General features: G+C 62.6%; 21 protein-coding genes. 12 read left to right on the top strand and 9 right to left on the bottom strand.

Annotated elements, in window-relative coordinates; genetic code table 11:
• The first annotated feature begins 114 nt into the window (after positions 1-114).
• From ACFWXH_RS16540 to ACFWXH_RS16525, 4 genes are all read left to right on the top strand, one after another.
• Entirely contained in the window at positions 115-396 is a 282-nt protein-coding gene (locus ACFWXH_RS16540) for a hypothetical protein (protein WP_379122001.1), read from the top strand.
• Between the two features lie 321 nt (positions 397-717).
• The gene (locus ACFWXH_RS16535) at positions 718-3,462 is read left to right on the top strand and encodes a calcium-binding protein (RefSeq protein WP_379121999.1); all 2,745 of its coding nucleotides are present in this window, start codon (positions 718-720) and stop codon (positions 3,460-3,462) included.
• A 24-nt stretch (positions 3,463-3,486) separates the two neighbouring features.
• Positions 3,487-5,307, top strand: a complete 1,821-nt coding sequence (locus ACFWXH_RS16530) for a type I secretion system permease/ATPase (protein WP_379121997.1) — start codon at positions 3,487-3,489, stop codon at positions 5,305-5,307.
• 44 nt (positions 5,308-5,351) lie between these two features.
• Complete coding sequence (locus ACFWXH_RS16525; protein WP_379121995.1) at positions 5,352-6,722, top strand: HlyD family type I secretion periplasmic adaptor subunit; 1,371 nt, start codon at positions 5,352-5,354, stop codon at positions 6,720-6,722.
• Between the two features lie 61 nt (positions 6,723-6,783).
• On the opposite strand, the gene ACFWXH_RS16520 is transcribed toward ACFWXH_RS16525, so the two are convergent.
• Positions 6,784-6,909: a hypothetical protein gene (locus ACFWXH_RS16520; protein WP_152979900.1), complete on the bottom strand. Its 126-nt coding sequence runs from the start codon at positions 6,907-6,909 to the stop codon at positions 6,784-6,786.
• A 148-nt stretch (positions 6,910-7,057) separates the two neighbouring features.
• On the opposite strand from ACFWXH_RS16520, the gene ACFWXH_RS16515 reads away from it, so the two are divergent.
• Entirely contained in the window at positions 7,058-7,465 is a 408-nt protein-coding gene (locus ACFWXH_RS16515; RefSeq protein WP_054311840.1) for a GFA family protein, read from the top strand.
• 21 nt (positions 7,466-7,486) lie between these two features.
• On the opposite strand, the gene ACFWXH_RS16510 is transcribed toward ACFWXH_RS16515, so the two are convergent.
• Positions 7,487-8,752, bottom strand: coding sequence for a DNA recombination protein RmuC (locus tag ACFWXH_RS16510; RefSeq protein WP_379121993.1), 1,266 nt, complete (start codon positions 8,750-8,752; stop codon positions 7,487-7,489).
• A gap of 102 nt (positions 8,753-8,854) precedes the next feature.
• Here ACFWXH_RS16510 and def point away from each other — a divergent pair, with 102 nt between their 5' ends.
• Genes def through truA form a run of 4 tightly spaced genes read left to right on the top strand, consistent with a single transcriptional unit; the run spans position 8,855 to position 11,607 of the window.
• Complete coding sequence (def, locus tag ACFWXH_RS16505; protein ID WP_379122239.1) at positions 8,855-9,385, top strand: peptide deformylase; 531 nt, start codon at positions 8,855-8,857, stop codon at positions 9,383-9,385.
• Between the two features lie 15 nt (positions 9,386-9,400).
• Positions 9,401-10,336, top strand: a complete 936-nt coding sequence (fmt, locus tag ACFWXH_RS16500; RefSeq protein WP_379121991.1) for a methionyl-tRNA formyltransferase — start codon at positions 9,401-9,403, stop codon at positions 10,334-10,336.
• Complete coding sequence (locus ACFWXH_RS16495; RefSeq protein WP_379121989.1) at positions 10,333-10,842, top strand: GNAT family N-acetyltransferase; 510 nt, start codon at positions 10,333-10,335, stop codon at positions 10,840-10,842. Before fmt ends, ACFWXH_RS16495 begins: the two co-directional genes overlap by 4 nt.
• A gap of 9 nt (positions 10,843-10,851) precedes the next feature.
• Positions 10,852-11,607, top strand: coding sequence for a tRNA pseudouridine(38-40) synthase TruA (gene truA / locus ACFWXH_RS16490; protein WP_379121987.1), 756 nt, complete (start codon positions 10,852-10,854; stop codon positions 11,605-11,607).
• Positions 11,608-11,733: 126 nt separating this feature from the next.
• On the opposite strand, the gene ACFWXH_RS16485 is transcribed toward truA, so the two are convergent.
• Complete coding sequence (locus ACFWXH_RS16485; protein WP_379121985.1) at positions 11,734-12,309, bottom strand: Lrp/AsnC family transcriptional regulator; 576 nt, start codon at positions 12,307-12,309, stop codon at positions 11,734-11,736.
• Between the two features lie 49 nt (positions 12,310-12,358).
• Here ACFWXH_RS16485 and ACFWXH_RS16480 point away from each other — a divergent pair, with 49 nt between their 5' ends.
• On the top strand, positions 12,359-13,570 hold the full coding sequence (locus tag ACFWXH_RS16480; RefSeq protein WP_379121983.1) for an MFS transporter: 1,212 nt from the start codon (positions 12,359-12,361) through the stop codon (positions 13,568-13,570).
• Between the two features lie 27 nt (positions 13,571-13,597).
• Here ACFWXH_RS16480 and ACFWXH_RS16475 read toward each other — a convergent pair whose 3' ends face one another.
• Positions 13,598-14,188 carry a transporter gene (locus ACFWXH_RS16475; RefSeq protein WP_379121981.1) on the bottom strand — a complete coding sequence of 197 codons (591 nt, stop codon included), beginning with the start codon at positions 14,186-14,188 and terminating at the stop codon, positions 13,598-13,600.
• Between the two features lie 8 nt (positions 14,189-14,196).
• Positions 14,197-15,384, bottom strand: a complete 1,188-nt coding sequence (gene dapE / locus ACFWXH_RS16470) for a succinyl-diaminopimelate desuccinylase (protein ID WP_379121979.1) — start codon at positions 15,382-15,384, stop codon at positions 14,197-14,199.
• 141 nt (positions 15,385-15,525) lie between these two features.
• On the opposite strand from dapE, the gene ACFWXH_RS16465 reads away from it, so the two are divergent.
• The gene (locus ACFWXH_RS16465; protein ID WP_379121977.1) at positions 15,526-16,536 is read left to right on the top strand and encodes a 2-dehydropantoate 2-reductase; all 1,011 of its coding nucleotides are present in this window, start codon (positions 15,526-15,528) and stop codon (positions 16,534-16,536) included.
• A gap of 119 nt (positions 16,537-16,655) precedes the next feature.
• Here the strand turns inward: ACFWXH_RS16465 and ACFWXH_RS16460 are convergent, their stop codons facing one another.
• The 3 genes from ACFWXH_RS16460 to dapD all read right to left on the bottom strand — a co-directional run bounded on the left by ACFWXH_RS16460 (position 16,656) and on the right by dapD (position 19,267).
• On the bottom strand, positions 16,656-17,834 hold the full coding sequence (locus ACFWXH_RS16460; RefSeq protein ID WP_379121975.1) for a diguanylate cyclase domain-containing protein: 1,179 nt from the start codon (positions 17,832-17,834) through the stop codon (positions 16,656-16,658).
• A 207-nt stretch (positions 17,835-18,041) separates the two neighbouring features.
• A complete protein-coding gene (locus ACFWXH_RS16455) occupies positions 18,042-18,401 on the bottom strand; it encodes a DUF805 domain-containing protein (protein ID WP_379121973.1) in 360 nt (119 codons plus the stop codon).
• A gap of 11 nt (positions 18,402-18,412) precedes the next feature.
• Positions 18,413-19,267 (bottom strand): 2,3,4,5-tetrahydropyridine-2,6-dicarboxylate N-succinyltransferase, encoded by an 855-nt coding sequence (gene dapD / locus ACFWXH_RS16450; protein WP_379121971.1) that lies wholly within the window; start codon positions 19,265-19,267, stop codon positions 18,413-18,415.
• Between the two features lie 139 nt (positions 19,268-19,406).
• Here dapD and ACFWXH_RS16445 point away from each other — a divergent pair, with 139 nt between their 5' ends.
• Positions 19,407-20,246, top strand: a complete 840-nt coding sequence (locus tag ACFWXH_RS16445; RefSeq protein WP_152979899.1) for an LOG family protein — start codon at positions 19,407-19,409, stop codon at positions 20,244-20,246.
• 79 nt (positions 20,247-20,325) lie between these two features.
• On the opposite strand, the gene ACFWXH_RS16440 is transcribed toward ACFWXH_RS16445, so the two are convergent.
• A complete protein-coding gene (locus ACFWXH_RS16440) occupies positions 20,326-21,033 on the bottom strand; it encodes a pyrimidine 5'-nucleotidase (protein WP_379121968.1) in 708 nt (235 codons plus the stop codon).
• Positions 21,034-21,089 lie beyond the last annotated feature (56 nt).

Raw genomic sequence — 21,089 nt, 5'->3', positions numbered from 1 at the left:
GCAAGAGAATGATGTTACGTCGCTTGAATATTTGATGATCGATGAGACAAGGCCTAGGCTTCAAGTGCGCCGGACCTGAGTACCGGACTTTATCAAAGCAACAAGGAGAGTGACATGACCTTCTACTGCGATCCTTCTGACGTGAATCTGGACGCCTCGTACGATTTCGACTCGGACATCGACGTCAACTTCGACCTGTATTCCGACGTCGACAGCTATCTCGACGTTGACCACGAAATCGATGTCTGCGTCGACATCGAGGGCAACGAAGCCACGTTTGCGATCGACGTCCAGGCTTATGGCGAAGACACCGCGACCGATCTCAATCTCGTCGTGGCTGTTCAGGAAGACGAATGGTCGAGCATCACGGCGACCGGTTACGCCGCCGCTGGCTGATCAACCTCGCAGTCGGCTGCAGCGCATCCTCCCATCGCTGCGGCCTGACCGAAAGGCCCCGCTTCGCGCGGGGCCTTTTTCGTGTGACGCGGCAAAGCGCCATCCCGTTTCGGTCATCGTCTTGCGGATCCACTGTGCGAGGACAGATCTCGTTCCGCCGTCCGGTACGCCGATCCGATCATACCAAGGACGTGCGATCTACGCCTGAAGTGTAGCTCCACCTAAGCGTTGTGCCGCCGGCGCCGCTTCGCCGCTAATCTCCAGTCGGGTGCCCTCGCAGAAATCCTGTCTGCGCAAAAGGGCAGACGGAGAGAGGTTCAGATGCGCAAGATATCGATATCCCGTCAGATCGGCAGCCAGAAGATCACCTCTGCAGCCAATGAGGCAGCATCAGCGCCCGTACCGACCACGCCAGCGGTGCCACGCATATCGGCGGGGCTGGCTGCATTGGCAGCTGATCCTTTCGTGCTGATCCAGCTTTCCAGTAATGCGGACAATTTCACCCAGACGGCGGACGGCAGCTTTCGCATCGAGGGGCTGGACGGAAATGACATCATTACCGTTGCTGGTTCCTCCCTTGGTGGTGACTATCTGGATGGCGGCGCTGGCAACGACACGCTGAATGCGTCTGCGACCGACGACATTCTCGATGGCGGAGCCGGCAACGACATCCTCAACGGCGGTGCGGGCAACGACCTGCTGCGTGGTGGTGCCGGCGCGGACACGCTGAACGGCGGCGAAGGCATCGATACGGCTGACTATTCGGCCTCGAGCCTCAAGGTGATGGTTGCATTACCCCTCGATCCGCAGCGCACCTCGCGGGGCTCGGGCGGAGACGCCGCGCTGGACACATTGAGCGGGATCGAGAATGTCACCGGTTCGGCTTTCAACGACACGCTGACGGGCAACAAGCTCGACAACCAGCTGATCGGCAATGCCGGCGACGATCTCTTGCGTGGCATGGACGGCAACGATGTTCTGATCGGTGACGGCGCCAATGACGCCAACCAGGACGGTATCGCCGACGATCTCGACGGCGATGGGATTCCGGATGGGATCGACGCTCCCGGCGGTGGCAACGACACGCTCGACGGCGGCTTCGGTGATGATCGCCTGTTCGGCGGCAGCGGCAATGACACGCTGATCGGCGGCTTTGGCAACGACACGCTCTATGGCGGTTCGGGCGATGACCTGCTGACCGCAGGCGACGGCGACGACTTCATGGATGGCGGCAGCGGTAATGACGAGCTGATCGGCAGTCTCGGCGACGATGTCATGCACGGCGGTGACGGCAATGACTTCCTCGCCGCATCCATCGGCAACGACCAGCTCTTCGGCGAAGGTGGCGATGACGACCTGCAAGCCGGCGACGGCAACGATCTGGTTGATGGCGGCGACGGCAATGACAGGCTGATCGGATCGTCGGGCGACGATCGCCTTCTCGGGGGCGCCGGCGACGACATGCTGCAGGGCGATGCCGGTGCGGATTACATGGATGGTGGCGCAGGTGCCGACACAGTGAACTATTCGCAAGGCGGCGCCGTCGGCATCAACCTTGCCACAGGTTCCGTCAGCGGCGCGGCGGCGGGCGATCAGCTGATCAGCATCGAGAACGTCGTCGGTTCCGCGCAGAACGACATCCTGGTCGGCGACGCCAATGCCAACACATTCACCGGCAATGGCGGCGCCGACACCATGATCGGCCAGGGCGGCGTCGACACGGCGGACTATTCCACTTCGGCGGCAGCGATAACGATCCACCTCAACACGACCGTAGCCAATCCGCTGGCGATGGGCACCGGTACCGGCGGCGATGCCGAAGGCGATCAGCTGCAGTTGATCGAGCGCATCATCGGCTCGGCTTTCGACGACACTCTGGTCGGTGGCGAGCTCAACGACATCTTCGTCGGCGGCGCAGGTGCGGACCGTATCGATGGTGGCCTGGGCACCAGCGATACCGCGGAATATTCCACCTCGTCGGCGGCCGTATCGGTCAATCTGGCCGGCGCGACGGCCAGCGGTGGCGATGCCGCGGGAGATATCCTGAGCGGTATCGAAAATCTGATCGGCTCGGCCTTTGACGATACCCTCATCGGCGATGGCTCGACCAACCGTCTCGACGGTGGTGCCGGCAACGATTTTCTCCGCGGTGGTGCCAACACAGGCAATGAATTCCTGATCGGCGGCGATGGCATCGACACCGCCGACTATTCGACGTCCGCTGCGGCGGTGCGTGCGATCCTATCCGACAGCTTGACGTCCGGTGTGCTGTCGAGCGGTGGCGATGCGCAAAACGACGTGCTGGTCGCGGTGGAGAACATCGTTGGTTCTGCATTCAACGATGAACTGATCGGAGCTTCGGGCGCAAATCGCCTCGAAGGTGGCGCCGGCAACGACAATCTTATTGGAGGTGGCGGGGCCGACATGCTGATCGGAGGCGACGGCGTTGATACCGCTTCCTATTCCGGTTCGACAGCGGGTGTCTTCGTGCAACTCGACAATACCGGTGCAGCGACCGGCGTCGGCGGCCATGCGCAGGGCGATCAGCTGAGCGGCATCGAGAACCTGGCCGGGTCGAGTTTCAACGATCTGCTCGTCGGCAATGCGCTGACCAACACTCTGGTCGGTGCCGGCGGCGCCGACCGGTTGATCAGTGGCAGCGGCAACGACCAGATGCGCGGCGGCAGCGGTGCCGACATCCTTTCGATCACCGGTACCGGTACGAAGACGGTGTTCGGCGATGGCGTCTCTGATGGCGGTGTTGCCGGCCAGGATACCTTCCGCGTGCTGGGCGGCACCAACAACCTGATCTTCGACTACCAGACCGACGAAGATGTCTTTATCCGCTCCAACCCCGCTGCCGTATCGGCAGCCCTGGCGTCGCTCACGGTCAGCGGCCTCGCCTACTGGGTTGCCAGGGTCGCCAGCACGGCGCCCGGCATGGAGAGCTCGACCTTTGTGGTGCTTGGCGAGCGCACGACCCAAAATCCGGACGCCGCCATAACCAACGCGTTCAACACCTTCGTCTCTCACGACCTGTTCGTCGATCCCGCGCTTTTGGCCTGAACCATCTGAAAACGGAGTAACATCATGGCGGTCGTCGGTTCGCGGGCTCGCAAAGCAAGAAAGACGGAACTGGACGACGCGATGGCGCAGGTGAAGTCCGCGATGGTGATCGTTGCGGTCTTCAGCCTCGCCATCAACATCCTGATGCTGGCATCGCCCATCTACATGCTCCAGGTCTATGATCGCGTGCTGGTCACCGGTCATCTGGAAACACTGGCGCTGCTGACGATCATGGCCGGTGCCGCGTTGCTTCTGCTCGGCCTGCTCGACATGTTGCGCAACATCATCATGGCGCGCGCCGCGAACTGGCTGAGTGATCGCCTCAGCCCGATCATTATCGCGGGAAGCGTGCGCGCTCGCTTGGTTGGGGACCAGGCCGGCACCCAGCCATTGCGCGACCTTGGTCAGGTTCAGTCGTTCCTGTCGTCCCAGGCGTCCACAGCATTGTTCGATCTGCCCTGGACGCCGGTTTTCCTTCTGTTGATCTGGCTGCTGCACCCGGCGCTCGGCGCGTTCGCGCTCGCAGCCACGATCCTTCTGATCCTCCTCGGCGTGCTGAACGAGCTGGTGACGCGGAAATCTTCCCTGGTAGCGAACACCTCGCAGATCCAGGCCCTCCAGCATGCCGACATGGCGATCCGCAATGCCGAGGTGGTCCGTGCGATGGGCATGCTGCCGGGCCTGCTGGAGCGCTTTCGTGCCAGCAACGATGCGTTCCTCGGCGCTTCCGGCCTGGCCTCGCAGCGGGGCGCAACCATCATCGGGATCACCAAATTCGTGCGGTTGCTCGTCCAGTCGGCAACGCTTGGTCTTGGCGCCTATCTGCTGCTGCAGGGTGGAGCCACCGGCGGCGTCATGATTGCGTCTTCCATCCTGCTCGGTCGTGCCTTGGCACCTGTCGAGCATCTCATGGCGATCTGGCGCAATCTCGGCCAGACGCGCATCGCCTATGCGCGCCTGACCGAGCGCTTGCAGAATGTCAGTGCCGAGCCTTACCGGATCCGGCTGCCGGAGCCCGAGGGGCGCATCACGCTTGAAAACGTCTCCTACTTTGCCCAGCCCGGCCGGCCCGCCATCATCGACAATCTGAGCGTCGCGTTCCAGCCCGGCGAGGCTGTCGCCATCATCGGCCCCTCCGCCAGCGGCAAGAGCACCTTGTGTCGGCTGATCGCCGGCATCGTTCTGCCGAACTCGGGAACCGTCCGCCTCGACGGCACCGACGTGCAGCATTGGAACAGCGAACAGCTCGGCGAAGCGATGGGTTACCTGCCGCAGGACGTCGAGCTGTTTTCCGGCAGCGTGCGTGACAACATTTCCCGGATGGCCAAGGCCGAGGATCGGGCGGTGATCGATGCGGCGATGCTGTCGCATGCCCATGACATGATCCAGCGCCTGCCACAGGGCTATGAGACGCCGATCGGCGATGCCGGTTCGCGCCTGTCGGGAGGGCAGCGCCAGCGCATCGGGCTTGCCCGCGCCGTGTTCGGATCGCCCAGGATCGTCGTGCTCGACGAACCGAACGCAAATCTCGATCAGATCGGCGAGTCGGCTTTGGCGGCTGCGATCGCCGAGTTGAAGGCACAAGGGACGACTTTGATCATCGTCGGACATCGGCCTTCGACGCTCGCGCAGGCCGACAAGGTGCTTTTCCTGCGCGACGGCCGCATGCATCTGTTCGGGCCGCGTGACGAAGTCCTTACCCGCTTGCGTTCCATCGCCAAGGAAGGGGAGCGCACACCGCTGCATGTGGTCAGGGCTTCGGATGAAATGCAGGCTGGTGAAGACGCGGCCTCCAAATCGCAGAAGATCGGGCCACCCGCTCCACAGATCGAACAGATCGCCTGAACGCGTTGGCCCAGATGAGTGAGATGTTTCAAGGGGAGGGTGGGATGTCCGAAAACCGGTTCGCCAGGTCGCAAGCACTGTTCAAAAAACCGCCTGACATCATCGACGTCAAGATCGAACCGCCAGGATTGAAGAACATCGTTCGTAAGCCCGCTCGCTACGGCATGGCGCTCGTATGCCTGTTCATCGGCGGCGGAATTGCCTGGTCGGCTATGGCCCCGATGGCGGAGGGAGCCACGGCGACCGGCATTGTCAGCCCGGACGGAAGCCGGCGCACCGTTCAGCATCTCGAGGGTGGGATCATCAAGGAATTGAAGGTGCGCGACGGGGATCTGGTTCGTGCCGGCGATCAGCTGGTCATCCTGCAAAGCACGCAGGCAGCTGCCCTCTATGATCTCTATCTGGAGCAGGCCCGGACGCTGGAAGCGACGCAGGCACGGTTGAGTGCCGAGCAGGAGGAGAAGAGCGAGATCCTGTTCCCACCAGACCTTCTGGCGAGCGCCGACGAGCGCGCCAGGAAGATCATCGCCGGCCAGACCTTGCTGTTTAACCAGCGCCGTTCTTCGCTGGACGCACAGTTGCAGATCCTCGATGTTCGCAAACGCCAGTTCGAGGAACAGTTGTCGGGTTTGCGGGCACAGGTGGTCAGCGTCGATGCACAGCTCGCGCTGACCGAGCAGGAACACAGCGTGAAGAAGAGCCTGGTCGACAAGGCGCTGCTGGCGCGGTCCGAAACGTTGAAGCTGGAACGCTCCAAGGCAGCACTGGATGGCGATCGCGGCAGCTTTGTTGGCCAGATCGCGGAGGTCGAACAGAAGATAGGCGAACTCGATACCCAGAGCATGTCGCTGAAGGCGACACAGTCGGCCGATATCGCCGATCAGCTGGAGAAGGCCCGAGCGAGCTATATCGATGCGGCCGAACGATTGAATGCCAGCAAGGATGTGCTGGATCGTACGGTCGTAACGGCGCCCGTCACCGGCAAGATAGCCAACCTCAAATTCAAGACGTCAGGCGGCGTGATCGGACCGGGCCAGGCGATCCTCGACATCGTCCCGACCAATGAGGAGCTGCTGATCGACGCACGGGTTTCGCCGAGCGACATCGACGTTGTGGCGGCGGGCCTCGAGGCAACCGTGCACCTGACTGCCTATTCCAGTCGCGGCATGCCACGCGTGACGGGTACGGTTAAGTCGGTGTCCGCCGACAGGGTCACCGACGAAGCGACCGGTCAGTCCTATTATCTTGCAAGGGTCGAGGTGCCGCCGAGCGAGCTGGAATCGCTGGATGAAGGCGTCGTCATGATGCCTGGCATGCCCGCCGAAGTTCTGATCGTGACAGGAAAACGGACGGTGCTTGCCTATCTGATGGAACCGTTCATGGCAGCGTTCCGGCGCGGGCTGCGCGAGGTGTGAGATTTCTCGGATGCCACAGCCGGCGCCGCGTTGCGCCGGCTGCGAGATGTGCGCCGCCGCCTCACTTGTCCTTGATGCGCGTCGCCTGCACGGGCGGCGCCTTTATCGCCGGCGCCGCGGCGGGCTTCTTGGCGTCTTTTTTGGGCTTACGGGCCTCCTTGCCCGGTTTCATCGAACCTTTGGCCATGATTCGTTCCTCCGTTGAGACGAGATCAGTGAAACAACAGATCTCGGAAAGAGCAAGGCACCTGCAGGCAGTGATGATGCCAGTTGGAAACGGCCATTGCCCGGCTCCATTGCGGCGCTACATTGGTGCAAGCATCGGGAGAAAGACCATGAAGATCGATGGAAGCTGCCATTGTGGCGCGATTGCCTATGAAGCTGAGGTCGATCCTGGCACAACCTCGATCTGCCATTGCTCCGACTGCCAGCAACTCACCGGCACGGCTTTCCGGGTCACGGTTCCCGCTCCGGAAGCGCAGTTCAGGCTCATCAAGGGCGAGCCGAAAATCTATGTGAAGACCGGCAGCAGCGGTGCCAAGCGCCTGCAGGCCTTCTGCGGCGACTGCGGTTCGCACCTCTATGTCGTCGGCGCGGGCGACGGGCCGAAAGTCTACGGCATCAGGGTCGGAAGCGCTCGCCAGCGCCAGGATCTCGTGCCGAGGTCGGAGAAATGGCACGGTTCGGCGCTGCGCTGGCTGCCGCATTTCGAAAGTGTCGAGACCACGATTGAAGCACAGTAGGCAGGAGTAGCCCGGGAACCGTCAAGCGTCGTCGGGGTCGATCACCCGCAGCCTGAGCTGTCCCGTCTTGGAATCCGCCGTGCGCGAGGCGGGTTCGACCTTGCGCTGCCCGCCTCCTTTGTCGGCCTCGTCCGATCCTTCTGTGCCGCCGAATTCCAGCGCCTCGATCTTCTGGCCGCGCTTGGTGACCTTGGAGGAGGATACCAGGATATCGTCGATATCCTTCGAGGCCTGGCCGAAATGGGTCTGCAATTTGCGCACCCTCTCGTCGAGACGCGAAACGTCTTCCATCAAGCGGATGACTTCACCCTGGATCAGATGCGCCTGCTCGCGCATGCGCGCATCCTTCAGGATCGCCTGGATGACCTGGATCGACAGCATCAGCAGTGACGGCGAGACGATGACGACCCGGGCGCGATGCGCGCGTTGCACCAGCGCCTCGAAATTTTCGTGGATCTCGGCAAAGATCGACTCCGAGGGCACGAACATGAAGGCGGTGTCCTGGGTCTCGCCTTGGATCAGATACTTTTCGGCGATGTCGCGGATATGCACCTCGATATCGCGCCGGAATGCCTGCGCGGCCACCTTCTGCAGTTCGGGGCTTTCGGCAGCGCGGATGGCGTTCCATGCCTCGAGCGGAAATTTGGCGTCGACGACCAGTGACGGTGCGCTGTTCGGCATTTTCACCAGACAATCCGGCCGATTGCCATTGGTGAGCGTGGCCTGGAATTCGTAGGAGCCGTGCGGCAGCCCGTCGGCAACGATTGCTTCCATGCGCGACTGGCCGAAGGCGCCGCGCGTCTGCTTGTTGGAAAGGATCGCCTGCAATTGCACGACCTGTCCGGCAAGCGACTGGATGTTGCCTTGCGCGGTGTCGATCACCGCGAGCCGCTCCTGCAGTTTGGCCAGGCTTTCGTGCGTTGACTTGGTCTGCTCGGTCATGGTCTGGCCGATGCGGCCGGTCATGGCATCCAGCCGCTGGCCGATCGACTGCGTCAGTTCTGCCTGGCGCGCACCGAACACATCCGCCAGTGCCCCCATGCGTCCCTGCATTTCGGCCTGGCTTTGCAGAATGCCGGCCATGCGGGCTTCGGCGTCGCGTGCGTGGTCGGCCGCTTCGGCTGCGGCGATGCTGCGTGCCTTGGCAGCACGCCAGAGCGCGACAATCAACGCGACGAACAGGACAAGGACGAGAAACACGACGAAGCCGAGCGCCTGGCCAAGCGTGATGGTCGTCGCGCCGAGCCGGGCGATGGGTTCGGAAAGGATGGAGCCGAGGTCGTTCATCAGCTTAGCATAGATGATTCTTGTGGCTGGAAAAGATCAAACCATGAACATGCTGACGGCAGTGCGGTTGACGCTTTATCGGGAAGGTCTTAGGTGAGCGATATGTCGATCAAGCCGCTCATCATTCTTCCCGATCCCGTCCTGCGTCAGGTTTCCAAGCCGGTCGAGCGCGTCGACGAGCCGCTGCTCAAGCTGGCCGATGACATGCTGGAGACGATGTACGACGCTCCCGGCATCGGCCTGGCCGCAATCCAGGTCGGCGAACCGCTGCGCATGCTGGTAATCGACCTCGCCAAGGAAGACGAGCCGCCTGCTCCCCATGTCTTCATCAATCCTGACGTTCTGGAAAGCGGTACCGAGCGGTCGGTCTATGAAGAGGGCTGCCTGTCGATCCCCGACTATTATGCCGAGGTCGAGCGGCCGGCCACGGTTCGGGTCCGTTATCTGGATCGCGATGGTCGCCTGCAGGAGATGCAGGCCGAGGGATTGATGGCCACCTGCCTGCAGCATGAGATCGACCATCTCAACGGTGTGCTGTTCATCGACCACATCTCGAAGCTGAAGCGCGACATGGTGGTCAAGAAGTTCAAAAAACTCGCTCGCGACAAGGCGCCAAGCCGCCTAGCCGGCTGATCCGGGGCAAAATCCATGGCACTTCGCGTGGTCTTCATGGGCACGCCCGATTTCTCGGTTGCGACGCTGCGTGCGCTGGCCGAGGCTGGGCATGACATCGTGGCCGTCTACACGCAGCCACCACGTGCCGCTGGCCGCCGCGGCTTGGAACTCACCCCGTCGCCGGTGCAGCGCGAGGCCGAGCGGCTCGGCATAGCCGTGCACATTCCGGCTTCCCTGAAAAATGAGGCGGAACAGGCGGCCTTTCGTGCTCTGAATGCCGATGTCGCCGTTGTCGTCGCCTATGGCCTGTTGCTGCCGAAGCCGGTCCTCGACGCGCCGCGCTTCGGTTGCCTCAACGGTCACGCCTCGCTTTTGCCACGGTGGCGTGGTGCAGCACCGATCCAGCGCGCCATCATGGCCGGCGATGCCGAAACCGGCATGATGGTCATGAAGATGGAACAGGGGCTGGACACCGGCCCGGTCGGGCTGGTTGAAAAACTGGCGATCGATCCCGACATGACGGCAGGCGATCTGCATGACCGGCTGATGGCGGCAGGTGCCGGACTGGTGGTCGAAGCGCTGGCGAGGCTGGAGACCGGGACGCTGAGCTTTGTGGAACAGGCAGCCGAAGGCGTGACCTATGCCGCGAAGATCGATAAGACGGAGACCCGGGTCGACTGGACCCGTTCCGCGGGCGAGGTCCATAACCACATTCGCGGCCTTTCGCCCTTCCCCGGCGGATGGTGCGAGGCCACGATCGGGGGGCGTGTCGAACGGCTGAAATTGCTGCGTTCGACCGTCGCCGAAGGTGCGGGGGAACCGGGAGGAATTCTCGACGACCGGCTGACGGTCGCCTGCGGGTCAGGCGCGGTCAGGCTGGTCGAAGTGCAGCGTGCGGGCGGCAGGCCCGTCACCGCACAGGAGTTCCTGCGCGGGGCAAAGTTGGAAGAAGGAACGAAACTGTCATGAGCATGATGTCGATACGCGCGGCGACGCCGCGGGATCGCGAAGCGATCCGCCTCGTCGAAGAACATGCTTTCGGCCAGCACACCGAAGCTGGCTTGGTCGATGCGATCGTCGATGAAGGTAATGCAGTGCTGGAACTGGTCGCCGAGGAAGACGGCCAGGTTGTCGGCCATATCCTGTTCTCGCGCCTTTATGTCGAGAATGATGGCCGCCAATTCCCGGCCGTGGCGCTGGCGCCGCTCGCTGTGGAACCGGATTTCCACGGCACGGGCATCGGCGGCGCATTGGTTCGCGAGGCGCATATCCGCCTGAAGGATGCCGGCGAGAACCTGTCCATCGTGCTGGGTGATCCGGCCTACTACGGCCGCTTCGGCTACAGTCATGAGCGGGCGGCCGACTTTGCCAGCGAGTATCAGGGCGAAGCGTTGCAGGCGCAGGCCTGGGGTGAAGCGCCCCAGACCGGCGAACTGGTCTACGCTTCGGCTTTCGGCACCGCCCTGGCAGCGTAGCGCTCAGACGTGCCCCGCTATCGCCTCGACATCGAGTATGACGGCGGGCCTTATTCCGGCTGGCAGCGGCAGGCTGCCGGCCAGCATTCCGTCCAGGCGGCGATCGAACAGGCGATCGAACGTTTCTGTGGCGATGCGATCTCAATTCGGGGCGCTGGCCGCACCGATGCCGGTGTGCATGCGACAGCCCAGGTCGCGCATGCGGATCTGACCAAGGATTGGCCGGCGGATACGGTGCGCGATGCCGTCAATGCCTACCTGCAACGGGCCGGCGAACGTGTCGCGATTCTGGGCGCGGTTGCCGTGCCGGACGATTTCGACGCCCGGTTTTCGGCGATCGGCCGGCACTATCTCTACCGCATCGCCAATCGCCGCGCTCCGCCGGCGCTGGACAAAGGCAAGGTGTGGTGGGTGCCGAAGCGGCTCGATGCCGAGGCCATGCACGAAGCGGCGAAGGTTTTGATGGGGCGGCATGACTTCACCACCTTCCGCTCCACGCAGTGCCAGGCCAACAGCCCGCTGCGCACTCTGGAACGGCTGGATGTTACGCGTCAGGACGAGACGATCGAAATCCGCACGTCGGCGCGCTCTTTCCTGCACAATCAGGTGCGCTCCATGGTCGGTTCGCTGAAGCGCGTCGGCGAAGGTGCCTGGACGGCTGCGGATATCAAGGGAGCTCTGGAAGCGCGCGACCGCGCTGCCTGCGGTCAGGTCGCTCCACCCGACGGTCTGTTCCTCGTCGGTGTCGACTATCCAATCTCCTGACACCTGGCCGTTGGAGCGCCGCGCGTCCCTTCGGACGCGCAAAGGACGCTCTAACACTTTGAAGCTGCGCATCGTGCTTTCCGAAAATCGATTCCGATTTTCGGGCCGATGCGCTAGGGCGGTCATTCACTCACTTTTGGAAATCACTTCGACATTACGCCGGTGCTCGATCGGCTGCGCCATGTGGCTCGGCATCGGCCAGACCTTGGTCGAGCCCGGCTGCACCGGCCGTTCCAGATAAGTCGACAACACCACATAGCTGCGCGTGGCCATGACGCCTGGTGTGTCATAGAGCCTTGCCAGCAGGCCCTCCAGCGCGCGCGTGTCCTTGGCGCGAACCTTCAGCAGCATGCAGGCATCGCCGGCCACCGAATGGATTTCCTCGACTTCCGGATAGGCGGAGATCGCCATCAGCTCGGGGGTCTTGCCCCAGCCGCGCGTGTCGACGTGGACGAAAGCGAGCAGCGGCTTGTCGACGGCGACCGGATCGATCAGCACCGAAGTGCTGCGGATCGCCCGGCTGCGGCGTAGCCTCTTCACCCGCTCGTGCGCGGCCGGCGCCGAAAGTCCGACTTTCTCGCCAAGTTCGGCATAGCTGACAGTCGCATCCTCGCAGAGTGCGCCTAATAGTTTTCGGTCCATCTCGTCCAGGTCCCGCTCCGGAACGCTGTTTCGCCGAATGTCATCTGTTTCTTGCCTCATCGCTGAAATTCCCCTTTGTTGCGGAATGTCATTCCGTCATCATGCATCCATGACGAAGACGGATCAATCACCTCCCTTGCTCGCCGAACCCGCCGCGCGGTTGCCGGCGGTCGCCTATGTGCTGACCTTCTGCATCGCCGTCATAGGGTCCAACTCGCTGGTGCTCGGACCGATCGCGCCGGAGGTGGCGCGGGCACTCGGCACAAGCGTTGCGCTGGTCATGTCGGCATCGGCGGCCTTTGGACTCGGCACGGCTGCCAGTGCGCTCCTGATGGCGCGCCATGTCGACCGGTTCGGCGCCAGGCGCATGTTGCTGTGGGCACTTGTCGGACTGGCCGCGGCACTGGCCTTGAGCGCACTTTCGCCAGCCGTGCCGGCGCTGGCCGGTGCGCAGCTGGCGGCCGGGGTCGCATCGGGGATTGCTTTGCCGGCAATCTACGCCAGCGCCGCAGCGGTGGCGCCGACCGGGCGTGAAAGCCGCACCATCGGCGTGGTTCTGACTGGCTGGACGCTGAGCATGGTTGCCGGTGTCTCACTGTCGGCCTTTGTTGCCGACTATATCCACTGGCGCGCGGTTTACGCTGTCGTCGCGCTGCTTGCGCTTTCCGCTTTCCTGACTTTGAAGGCCAGCCGCTACCGTGACCTGCCAGCCGCAGGTCCGGCACCGCAGCCGCTGGCGGCGTTGCGCATTGCCGGCGTCAAGCCGCTGCTCGTTGCCTGCGCAGCCTTCATGAGCGCCTTCTATGGCGTCTACGGTTATCTGGGAGATCACCTGCACACCGGTCTCGGCGAGCCTGTGAGCGCCAACGGCATTGTAGCGCTGGTCTACGGCATCGGCTTCGGAACGGCAGCTTTTCTCGACGGCATCGTCGATCGGTTGGGGCCTCGTCGCGTCATGCCCTTCGCGTTCCTGGCTGTCGGAACCGTCTATCTTGGTTTCGCGCTGGCAGGCGGCAGCTTCGTTGCAGTGCTGGTGCTCACTCTGCTGTGGGGGCTCACCAATCACTTCGGTCTGAATGTGTTGATCATGCGGCTCGCTGCCATCGATCCCGCGCGCCGTGGCACCATCATGGGGCTGAACAGCGCTGTCACCTATCTTGCTGTTTTTGCCGGAACGACCGGCTTTGGCCCGCTTTACGCGGCGCGAGGCTTCGCTTTCGCAGCTCTGACGGCTCTCATCCTGATGCTGGTGGCGGCTGCCGCCGGAAGCTGGCGATGGCGAGATCGGACGGAGCGTCCGACACAGGGCCTGGCACCTTGAACCATGGCATGGTGGCGCCCGTATGCATCAGGCGCCAAGAGTTGATATGCCCAATAGCTTCTGCAGTGCGAACAACACGATCAGTGAGACGGCAAACATGCCGGCAAACACCGCGGTGGCCATCGCCGCGCCCTTGCCGATCGCGATATTGGTCATGCGCCAGCTAAGCACCAGCGAAGCGAAAAAAAGCACCAGCGAAACCAGACCACTCGCCTGATCCGCTGCTGGGAAAATCAGGCGGATGAGTGCCCCCGGCAGCATCAGCCAGGCTATGATGGCGGAAGCCCAGTTGCTGGCGACGACATAGTGCACGAAACGGGCGCTGAGCCCCGCGTGCGGCGCCACCGCGGCCAGCGCCAGCAGGGGTAGGACCCAGGTGCCGATGTCGACGAAAGCCAGCTTCAGCAACAACTCGAACCGGCCGGCCGCGGCTTCTCCGGCCGTGTTGGAAATCCCGACCCAGCCCACGATCAACGCCGGCGCAGCAACGGCAATGGCGAAGAAGGAATTCCAGAATCCGTCGGCCGACAGATCGAGCAGGCGCAGCCCATCGGCCTTGCCCAGCATCATGCGCCAGGCGCCTGCCAACGACGATTGGATTTCATCCGCCGCAAGCATGGCCCCGCTTACCCGAACCAGTCCTCGATGAAACGCTGGTAGATCGTCGTCAGCGTTTCGAGATCGTCCAACGCCACGCGCTCGTCCACCATATGCATGGTCTTGCCGACGAGGCCGAACTCGACCACCGGGCAATAATCCTTGATGAAGCGGGCATCGGATGTGCCGCCGGATGTCGACAGCTGCGGCTTGCGCCCGGTGATGGCGGCAACCGAGCCGCTCAACGTCTCGATCAGCTTGTCGTCGCGCGTCAGGAAGACGTGGCTCGGCCGGTCCTTCCAGGTCAGCTCGAAGTCGATCGCTTCCTTGCGGCCCTTACGGTACTTCTTGCGTCCACTGGCGGTGTCGAGCCGGTTATGGATTTCGGCCTGCACCGTTTCCGCGTCCCAGGTGTCGTTGAAGCGGATGTTGAAGGTGGCGCTCGCCTTGGCCGGAATGACGTTGGTGGCGAGGTTGCCGACATCGATCGACGTGACTTCGAGATTGGTTGGCTGGAAGTTCTTCGTGCCCTTGTCGAAGACGGGATTGAGCAGCGCGTCTGTGAGCGTCATCAGCCCGCGCACCGGATTGTCGGCAAGATGCGGATAGGCGACATGGCCTTGCCGGCCATTGACGGTCACCGTGCCCGACAGCGAGCCGCGCCGACCGATCTTGATCATGTCGCCAAGCGCGTCGGGGTTGGTAGGCTCGCCGACGATCGAAGCGTCCCACGTCTCGCCCTTGGCCACCGCCCATTCCAGGAGCTTCACCGTGCCGTTGATCGAAGGGCCCTCCTCGTCGCCGGTGATCAACAGCGAAACCGAGCCCTTGGGGGCACCTTTCTGGGCGATATGGCGGGCGAGAGCAGCAATGAAGCAGGCGATGCCGCCTTTCATATCGACGGCACCGCGGCCATACATCTCGCCATTGGCGATCGCCGCTGAAAAGGGCGGATGCGTCCAGGCCGATTCATCGCCCACGGGCACTACATCGGTATGGCCGGCAAACATCAGATGCGGGCCGTTGCCGGAGCGCCGCGCATAAAGGTTCTCGACATCCGGCGTGCCGTCTTCCTTGAACACCGGACGATCGATGGCGAAACCGAGCGGTTTCAGCATGACTTCCAGCGACGACAGTGCACCGCCTTCTGCTGGAGTCACGGATGGACAACGAATGAGGGCAGCGAGATTCTGGGCGGGATCGGTCGGCAGTGTCATGTGCGCAGCGTTATTCGAAAGATGGGATCGTGTCACGGCTCTTGGCGCCGATGCGGTTGCTATCCTTGGCTAAACTGCCTGATATGACCGACAATGGGCAGGCATGACAAATAACCGATGGCACCTTGCTCGGAGATTGCGATGACATTGCGCGATGCATCCATCGTTGTTGCCGGGGCCGGAAGCATCGGCTGTTACGCGGGCGGTTGCCTCGCGCTGGCGGGACGCAAGGTGACACTGTTGGTCCGGCCGCGAATTGAGGAGGCGCTCCTGCGCGGCGGCCTGCGTGTCACCGACCTCGAAAAGCGCGACAGGCACCTGAGCCAGGCAGCATTTGCGGTCGAGACCCGCGCGGAAGCGGCACTCGATGGCGCCGACATCGTGCTCGTCACCACCAAGAGCGGTGCAACGGAGGAGATCGGCCGACAGATTGCTACGCGCGCACCTGCCCATGCGATCATTGTCAGCCTGCAGAACGGCGTCGACAATGCCGACCGTTTGACCTCGACCGTCGATGGCCGACGCGTGCTCGCCGGCATGGTGCCCTTCAATGTCGTACAGCAGGAAGACGAGATCCCGTTCAGGGTGCATCGCGCCAGCGAGGGCACGGTTCTGATCGAGAGTGGCGCGTCGGATATCTCGAGCCTGCTGAACGTCGAAGGCTTCGCGACCACCACGCATGCCGACATGCGTTCGGTGCAATGGGGCAAGCTGCTCTTCAACCTCAACAATGCACTTGTGGCCTTGTCCGATCTGCCTTTGGCGACCGAATTGTCGGATCGACATTGGCGCTTGCTCCTGGCTGCGCAGATTGCCGAAGCACTGACGGTGATGAAGGCGGCGGGTATCAAGCCCGGTCGGGTCGCCGGGCCGCCGCCCGCACTGCTGCCGACGATCCTGAGGTTACCCGACTTCCTGTTCCTGCGTCTGGCGAAACGTATGCTGGCGATCGATCCGCAGGCACGCTCGTCGATGTGGGAAGATCTGCAGCGCGGACGCAAGACCGAAATCGACGAGTTACAAGGGGCGATTCTCCGGCTTGCCGCCAAGTCAGGCGTGCGGGCGCCATTGGTGGAGCGCATTGCTGGCCTGGTGCGGGATGCGGAAGAGCGGGGCCAGGGTTCACCGAAGCTGCCCGCCGGTGCGATCTAGAGCGTTTCCGTTTTTCACGGAATCACTCTAACTGTTTGTTTTTACACAATTCCGGACGGAAAACCGCTACACACTTTTCCTGGAATTGCTCTAGCGGACTTTACGGCATGGTTCGTGAATCAGCCGGCGCTGGGCAGATGCGCGCGGTGCCGGCCCTTGCCGGCGCGCTTGGCCTCGTAAAGTGCAAGATCGGAGCAGGTGAGCAGCTGTTCCGGGGTGTCCCCGTCGACTGGCGCCCGCGCGCTGCCGGCGCTGAGACCGATATAGGCCGGAGTGCCAACTTCGATGTCGAAGGCCTCGGAAACCGTTTCGATCGCCCGTTTGGCGAGATGAGCAGCTTCGATTTCCGATGCACCGGGCAAAAGCACGATGAATTCGTCGCCGCCGATCCGGAACACCAAATCGGTGGCACGGAAGGTATTTCTCAGCCGTTCGCCGACAAGACGCAACAGCCGGTCGCCGGCGGTGTGGCCATGGCTGTCGTTGATATATTTGAAGCCGTCGAGATCCATGCTGAGCACGACGAAGGGCTTGCCGCCATTGGCGGCCGGGGTGGCCAATTGACCGCACATCCGGCGCAATTCTTCCTGCAGCAAGATACGGTTGGGCAGCCCCGTCAGCGCGTCCCTGACCGCGAGGTCCCGGTTGTCGAGTTCCGCACGGATCATGCGCACGCTGATCCTGTGGTTGTGGACGAGAACCCCGATGATGCCGGCGACATAGAACGGCATCTGGAGGCCGATCACCCACATGCCCGGTTGCGGCGACAGCAAGGCGCCCAGCATGAAGGGCAGGCTGACCACAAGCATGACCAGGATGGCATAGCGCGGCGTGGCCGCGTTGCGCGACGAGACGACGCCGACCACGCCCGCGACATTCAGCCCGGCAAGCACGGAAAGCACCAGGTTCTCGCTTGCGATGCAGCCGAAGCAGCCGAGCCCGAAGACGGCAGACCAGGCACCGCCGGCAATCATCAGGGCGCCGAGGGGCGGGGTTTCACCGTGAAGCCGCGCCGCCTCGCAGCGCACGATCAAGGTGAACCGCAGAACCAGCAAGGCAAGATCGGCTGCGACCCATAACAAGGGCCACCAAGCCCCCGTCAGCACGATTGCCGTCCCTGCAAGCACGAGGACGCTCAGGCTGGCGAAGAGGATGGCAAATTTTCGGTCGTAAGTCGTTTCGAGGAAACGAGAGCGAACAGCCTTGGGTTCGTTCTCCAGCGGAGTCGAGAACCAGTCAAAAAGGCGCGCCGTTTGTTCTGCGAGGCCGCTGCCGAGAACTTTTGCCGGGTCTGACAATCGTTCCCCCTGGGATGTTGCTACAACATCCCCTCTATCTTGCACGGATGACCTAAGAATCTCTTAGGATTCTTTTACAGCCGACACGACTGGAGCGTTTCCGTTTTTCACGGAAATGCTCCAGCTCTTTGTTTTCGCGCAATTCCGGACGGAAAACCGTTACACTTTCCTGGGATTGCTCTAGCGATCAGGATGTCGATCTGCCGTTCAGGCCGGAGCGTCGGTCTCGTGGCCATAGCGGTTTGCGCCACGCGTTCCCTGCGGCAGACAGAGCAGAATAAATACGATGATGTCGCCGATGATGAAGAACAGGCCATACCAGCCGGTCCTATCGAAATCATGCAGTCGCTTTGCGGCGAGCGCCAGGTGAGACAGGATCAACACGCCGAGCACCACCAGGAAGATGGAAGCCCATTGTTCCATCGTGGCTTGATCGGGCGCTGTGTAGAGCCGGTAGATCGGGTAGGAGCGGATGACATAGAGCAGCAGCCCGGCAAGCGCGAACGCTTGCCGGCTCAGTCGCCCATTGAAGCCGAAGAACGCCCAAAGCGTCTGCTGGAGGCTCACGCGATCACCGTTCAGTCACGCAGCAGTTCGTTGATGGAGGTCTTTTCCCGCGTCTTGGCATCGACACGTTTGACGATGACGGCGCAGTACAGGCTCGGGCCCGGTTCGCCATTCGGCAACGGCTTGCCCGGCAGGGAGCCCGCCACCACCACCGCATTGGCCGGCACTTCGCCGTAGAAGACTTCGCCGGTGGCGCGGTCGATGATCTTTGTCGACTTGCCGATGAAGACGCCCATGCCGAGCACCGCGCCCTCGCGCACGATGCAGCCCTCGACGACTTCGGAACGCGCACCGATGAAGCAATTGTCCTCGATGATGGTCGGACCGGCCTGCATCGGCTCCAGAACGCCGCCGATGCCGACACCGCCGGAGAGATGCACGTTCTTGCCGATCTGCGCGCAGGAGCCGACTGAGGCCCAGGTGTCGACCATGGTGCCGCTGTCGACATAGGCGCCGACATTGACGAAGGAAGGCATCAGCACGGCGCCGGGCGCGACATAGGCCGAACGGCGCACGACCGCCGACGGAACGGCCCGGAAGCCCGCCTTTTCGAATTCGAGCGAACCCCAACCGTCGAACTTCGACGGAACCTTGTCCCACCAGGAAGCGCCGCCGGGTGCCCCCGAAATCAGTTCCATCGGCTTCAGGCGGAACGACAGCAGCACGGCTTTCTTCAGCCACTGGTTGACCTTCCACTGCCCATCGGCCTGGCGCTCGGCGACGCGTGCAACGCCCTTGTCGAGCAGTTCCAGCGCTGATTCGATAGCGTCGCGTACCTTGCCGCGAGTCGCGGTTGAAATGCCGTCGCGCTCCTCGAAAGCCTTGTCGAGGGTCTTTTCAAGGCTCGCCAGATCGGGCTTCGACATCAAATGCTCCGTTACAATGCTGAGAAGGGCAGGCTCTTAACCTGTTTGAAAGCCGCGCGGACCCTATTTGAAGGGAATGTGAGGGTCAATCGCAGCTGCGTCACGGGACGACGCTCGAAAGGGATTTGGACGGGTGGATATGAACCCAATGGAAAAGACGGGCTGGACGCCCTTGCCTCATTCGGACGAAGACCTGGAGCGCTCCAGAAGCGTACCCGATACGCCTCAGACGCGGGCTTCCACCTACCGCCTCGCCTGGAATGACGAAGAGTTCATGACGCGGCGCGAATTGAGGCCGGTGCGGCTGCAGCTCGAACTGCTGAAGCCTGAGATGATTCTGGCCGAGCGTGGTATCCGCTCCACCGTCATCCTGTTTGGCGGTGCCCGTATTCCTGAGCCGGGCGGTGAGGCCTGGGCCGCCAAGAACGAGACGCAAAAACGCAACCTCGAAAAGAACAGCCGCTATTACGACGAGGCGCGTAAATTTGCCCGGTTGTGCTCGCAGCACTCGGCGGCATCCTATTATCGCGAGTTCGTGGTCGTCACAGGCGGCGGGCCGGGCGTGATGGAGGCCGGCAATCGTGGTGCCGACGATGTCGGGGCGCCGTCGATCGGCCTCAACATCGTGCTACCGCACGAGCAGGCACCAAACCCCTATGTGACGCCGGAGCTGTGTTTCAACTTCCACTACTTCGCCATCCGCAAGATGCATTTCGTCATGCGGGCGAAGGCCGTGGCGGTGTTCCCTGGCGGTTTCGGCACCATGGACGAGTTCTTCGAGACGCTGACGCTGATCCAGACCGGGCGCATGGAACGGGTGCCGGTGATCCTGTTCGGCAAGGAATTCTGGCAACGCGCCATCGACCTGGATTATCTGGCCGAGCAGGGCACCATCACGCCGGGCGACCAGGACATCATCGACTTCGTCGACACCGCCGACGAAGCCTGGGATATCGTCCGCCGCTTCTACACGCTCTGAGGCGGCCCAGGTTAGACAGACCCATCGTCCGTCGCCGGTGAACCGTCATCGATGGCTGCCTCGACGCAGGTGAGACGTCTCAAGAGGGCGTTTCGATGATGGTCGACAGGAAGCCGGCGAGATCGTCCGTGACGTAGTCGACGTCGTCAGCGTTGTCCGGGTCGCGCTCCCAGATCTCGGAGAAGGTCGGCTCGAAATTGCGCGGCACCACCAGCACCGTCGTCATGCCGAGTGCCTTCGGCACGGCGAGGTTGCGGGCCAGATCCTCGAACATTACCGAGTTCGGGCCGCTGACTGCATGGAGCGCCGCGAACTTCTCATAGGTCTGGCGCGCCGGCTTCGGTGTCAGCCCTGCCGCGACGATGTCAAAAATGTCATCGAAATGATCGAGAATGCCGAGCTGGCGTGCCGCACGTTCGGCATGGCCGCGATCGCCGTTGGTGAAGATGAACTTGCGCCCCGGCAATTGCCGGATCGCCGTTCCCAGCACCGGGTCCGGCACCAACCAGGAATAATCGATGTCGTGCACCTTCTCCAGGAAGTCGTCCGGATTGATGTTGTGGCGCTCCATCAAGCCGTTCAGCGTGGTGCCGTATTCCAGATAGAGCTCCTTCTGCAGCTTGCGCGCATCCTCGCGCGGCAGCCTGAGCAGTTCCGACACATAAGCCGTCATCTTCGCGTCGATCTGCGAGAATAGGTTGGAGTGGTGCGGATAGAGCGTGTTGTCGAGGTCGAACACCCAGTCGGTGACATGGGTAAAGCGAGCGGGATCGGGGGATTCGGTCATGACGCAGTTATCGCATGAAACCAGCGAAGCGGAAGCAGCTATGTCGATCGCTTTTG

Source organism: Mesorhizobium sp. NPDC059054 (assembly GCF_042739215.1).
Taxonomy (GTDB): Bacteria; Pseudomonadota; Alphaproteobacteria; order Rhizobiales; family Rhizobiaceae; genus Mesorhizobium.
Note: the sequence above shows the minus strand (reverse complement) of the source record. Positions and strands in the feature narration are given on the sequence as shown.

Bases quoted from the DNA above. Each gene is read 5' to 3' on its own strand.
- ACFWXH_RS16540 (WP_379122001.1), top strand. From the start codon at position 115: ATGACCTTCTACTGCGATCCTTCTGACGTGAATCTGGACGCCTCGTAC.
- ACFWXH_RS16535 (WP_379121999.1), top strand. From the start codon at position 718: ATGCGCAAGATATCGATATCCCGTCAGATCGGCAGCCAGAAGATCACC.
- ACFWXH_RS16530 (WP_379121997.1), top strand. From the start codon at position 3,487: ATGGCGGTCGTCGGTTCGCGGGCTCGCAAAGCAAGAAAGACGGAACTG.
- ACFWXH_RS16525 (WP_379121995.1), top strand. From the start codon at position 5,352: ATGTCCGAAAACCGGTTCGCCAGGTCGCAAGCACTGTTCAAAAAACCG.
- ACFWXH_RS16520 (WP_152979900.1), bottom strand. From the start codon at position 6,909: ATGGCCAAAGGTTCGATGAAACCGGGCAAGGAGGCCCGTAAGCCCAAA.
- ACFWXH_RS16515 (WP_054311840.1), top strand. From the start codon at position 7,058: ATGAAGATCGATGGAAGCTGCCATTGTGGCGCGATTGCCTATGAAGCT.
- ACFWXH_RS16510 (WP_379121993.1), bottom strand. From the start codon at position 8,752: ATGAACGACCTCGGCTCCATCCTTTCCGAACCCATCGCCCGGCTCGGC.
- def (WP_379122239.1), top strand. From the start codon at position 8,855: ATGTCGATCAAGCCGCTCATCATTCTTCCCGATCCCGTCCTGCGTCAG.
- fmt (WP_379121991.1), top strand. From the start codon at position 9,401: ATGGCACTTCGCGTGGTCTTCATGGGCACGCCCGATTTCTCGGTTGCG.
- ACFWXH_RS16495 (WP_379121989.1), top strand. From the start codon at position 10,333: ATGAGCATGATGTCGATACGCGCGGCGACGCCGCGGGATCGCGAAGCG.
- ACFWXH_RS16485 (WP_379121985.1), bottom strand. From the start codon at position 12,309: ATGAGGCAAGAAACAGATGACATTCGGCGAAACAGCGTTCCGGAGCGG.
- ACFWXH_RS16480 (WP_379121983.1), top strand. From the start codon at position 12,359: ATGACGAAGACGGATCAATCACCTCCCTTGCTCGCCGAACCCGCCGCG.
- ACFWXH_RS16475 (WP_379121981.1), bottom strand. From the start codon at position 14,188: ATGCTTGCGGCGGATGAAATCCAATCGTCGTTGGCAGGCGCCTGGCGC.
- dapE (WP_379121979.1), bottom strand. From the start codon at position 15,384: ATGACACTGCCGACCGATCCCGCCCAGAATCTCGCTGCCCTCATTCGT.
- ACFWXH_RS16465 (WP_379121977.1), top strand. From the start codon at position 15,526: ATGACATTGCGCGATGCATCCATCGTTGTTGCCGGGGCCGGAAGCATC.
- dapD (WP_379121971.1), bottom strand. From the start codon at position 19,267: ATGTCGAAGCCCGATCTGGCGAGCCTTGAAAAGACCCTCGACAAGGCT.
- ACFWXH_RS16445 (WP_152979899.1), top strand. From the start codon at position 19,407: ATGAACCCAATGGAAAAGACGGGCTGGACGCCCTTGCCTCATTCGGAC.
- ACFWXH_RS16440 (WP_379121968.1), bottom strand. From the start codon at position 21,033: ATGACCGAATCCCCCGATCCCGCTCGCTTTACCCATGTCACCGACTGG.